Source organism: Lentilactobacillus sp. (genome assembly GCF_040773105.1).
Classification (GTDB): domain Bacteria; phylum Bacillota; class Bacilli; order Lactobacillales; family Lactobacillaceae; genus Lentilactobacillus; species Lentilactobacillus parabuchneri.
Window position 1 is genome coordinate 1 of record NZ_JAXGWW010000257.1, and the last position, 2,864, is coordinate 2,864.

General features: G+C 44.7%; 2 protein-coding genes. Both read right to left on the reverse strand.

Translation table 11 applies throughout. The features are described from left to right. Positions 1 to 655: chloride channel protein (locus AB3112_RS10360; protein WP_367334443.1), on the reverse strand; the 655-nt coding region annotated here is incomplete at its 3' end. A gap of 169 nt (positions 656 to 824) precedes the next feature. Next, the coding region (locus AB3112_RS10365) for a MucBP domain-containing protein (protein WP_367334444.1) at positions 825 to 2,864 on the reverse strand (2,040 nt) is incomplete at its 5' end.

A 2,864-nucleotide genomic window follows, 5' to 3' on the forward strand; every position in this document is an offset into this window, starting at 1 on the left:
ACCACGGAAGCTTGGTATGACGGTACCATTTGCCCATACTTAAGATGACCATTTGATAGATTCGGCCCAAAACGCCTAAAACAATCCCTAATAAGACAACCCAAAGAAAATATTTAAGTGGCAATGGCGTGCTCTTCATATAAAGAACAGGTTTGAGACCAAAAACGTAGGTCGCAACCATGTCCGACGTGATTGCCGAGGTCAAGGAAACAATCCAAATATTCGTTGAAAAATTATGATAAATCTCTTCCAATACAAATAGCGTGCTGGCAATTGGTGCGTTAAAAGCCGCGCTTAAGCCGGCGGCCGCACCACTTGAGATCAGTACCTGACGGTCAAACCCAATTTGTTTGGTAAAGTGGGCAACCCCTTGTCCCAGTGTTGATCCCAGTTGAATAGACGGCCCTTCACGCCCAAGGTAAAGCCCGCTGCCAATCGCTAAAATGCCGCCAACAAATTTGCGCCATAAAATCGACCACCAATTATAATCAACCTCTCCCAGTAATTGTCCCTCAACTTGGGGGATTCCAGAACCTTTGATATCCGGTTGCTGTTTCAAAAACCAGCCGACTAAAAGACCAATGGCGACATTAATGCCAATCGCCAAAACCAAGAGCGAAAGATGTGCTGCTGCATTAACGTATAAATAACGCATCAGCCCCATCATATGTCCTATGGCCCAGCGAAATAGGGACACCGCGGAACCGGCCAATATACCAACCAAAATCCCATTGAAAATTGTTTTTATTTGAGATAGCTTGTAACTTCCTCTAACCTGCACGTCGATCATCCTTTAATTATTTCTGATATCAATCATATCATAATCAAATGAATCGTTTGAAACCTTTTTTCATCGCCATCACCAATAAAATCCCCACCCCAGCTAAAACACTTAGGATTGATTTTGACTCGCCAGTTTGAGGTAGCTTCTCATCCCCACTGGCAGTTTGCTTGTCTTTCAGGTCCGGCTGGTCATCATCGTGCACGACCGCAGCGTGATGACGGGCGTTTTTAGGCTTGTCAGCAGTTTTTGTCTTTAGTGTGGCCTTATCATCAACCGCCTTATTCGTTGTGGTGGCTGCATGTTGTTCGCCTTTCGTCGGTACTTCAACTGATTGACGGGAAATCGTTTCAGGAAGCTTTGTATAAACCATTTCGACATCACTGGGTACCAAGTTATCTGCCTTGAGCACTTTATCCGCCTGCTTGGCCTGATATCCTGGGATATGACGGGCGGCAAACGATTGACTTGTCCCAAAGTCGAGTTCCACCTGATTCTTCGACAGAACATGGCCGGTCTCATCAACATTGATAATGTTAAACTTGACCTTTTTAGCAGCGTAGTGCAGTGTCAGCACTGTGGATTGGTCATCGAAATCAGTTGATACCCAATCATAACCATAGTATTCGATGTTTTTGTTGCGGAATTTAGCCGCTTCATCCTTTGATAGTTTAAGCGTCTTGTTAAATAATTGATTGCCATGAGTGTCCAATCCACGAAGCTGATAAGTCGAAATGTCGTTTTTGGCAGCTTCTTTTACTTTTGAGGCTTGGTCTTCGGTTGACTCCTTGGTTTTATTGATGGCATCTGTCAGCTCTTTGCCGTCAACTTTTGAAGTCGTAACGGTTGTTTCGCCAACTTTTGGACTTGCTGGAACCCCCTCTTTGGCTTCACCAACGGTCTTTTTGATTTCCCCGCCATCATTAACGTTTGAGTTTCCGGAACTTGCTGGAGATTCGGTTTGATTTTGGCCTTCTTTAACCGTTTGTGTTTCCTTGGTGTCTGGTTGACCCTTTTCGGCAGATTGTGACTTAGCGGCCTCACGTTCAGCCGTTGTTTTTGTTTGAACAGCCGGATTAACGATTGTCGTCGTAATTGGGTTTGTGGTGTTTTGAGTCGTGGCTTCTTTGGTGGTTTTACTTGAACCGTCCGATTTTTCTGGCCTGGTAGTAACCACTTGTTGTTCCGGAACCGTTGACTTTTCTTTGAGCGTGGTTGGCGCCGTTGCTTCCACCTTAGGATCAATTACCGTTGGCTTGTCAGGAGATGATACCTGCTCTTTGGTTTCAAGCTGAGGTGCAACCGGCATTTGTGGTGTAACAGAAACTTCCGGCACAGTTGACTTTTCCGGTTCAATCAATTTGGGTGTAGCTGGGGCCGGACTCACAGCCACCGGCTGGGCTTTAGTGGTTAGGGTCGTTGTCTTTGCGGACTGCCGCTCAGCTGCGGGGGCTTCGGGAATTGATTTAATCTCGGGAGCTAAGGTTGTTGGCTTTAAACTACTAGATTCATTTTTCTCGCTTGTAGGTTGAATAACCTTAACGACATTATTTGGGGCAACTTCCTGTGTAACTGAATTCAAGGCCTTATAAATCAAATTGATATCAAAATTTGTCGAGAGTATCTCTCCGCTTATCAATTTAGGATCGACCAGTTCATAATGAGAGACATCTGCTTGAGCCGGGGATACATAATATTTTCCATGGATAGTGGCTTTTCCAACGACTAAATCGTCTAATATCTTTTCCCCACTCTCATCAAAATGCTTAATTGTGACCGTTGCGGGAAGCGCGTTATAAGCTACATGGATATTATTTAAAGATCCTTTTTTTGAGGAAACAATCGTTTTATCAGGCGTGTAATCAGGTTCATTATCCGGAACAATGATGTTGCCGTTTGAATCAATTGGCAATCTTGTAGGAACCGTTTTTACAATACTTCTTTTCCCCAAAAGATTTTTGACATAAAATTCCTTCACCACTTCAACCGACTTATTTTCGGCGGGGTTCGCGGATACGGCAGCTGTTACTTCTGCCCTCGCCACCTGCTCACTCACCAAAGGCGCCGAAAATCCCAGGACCCC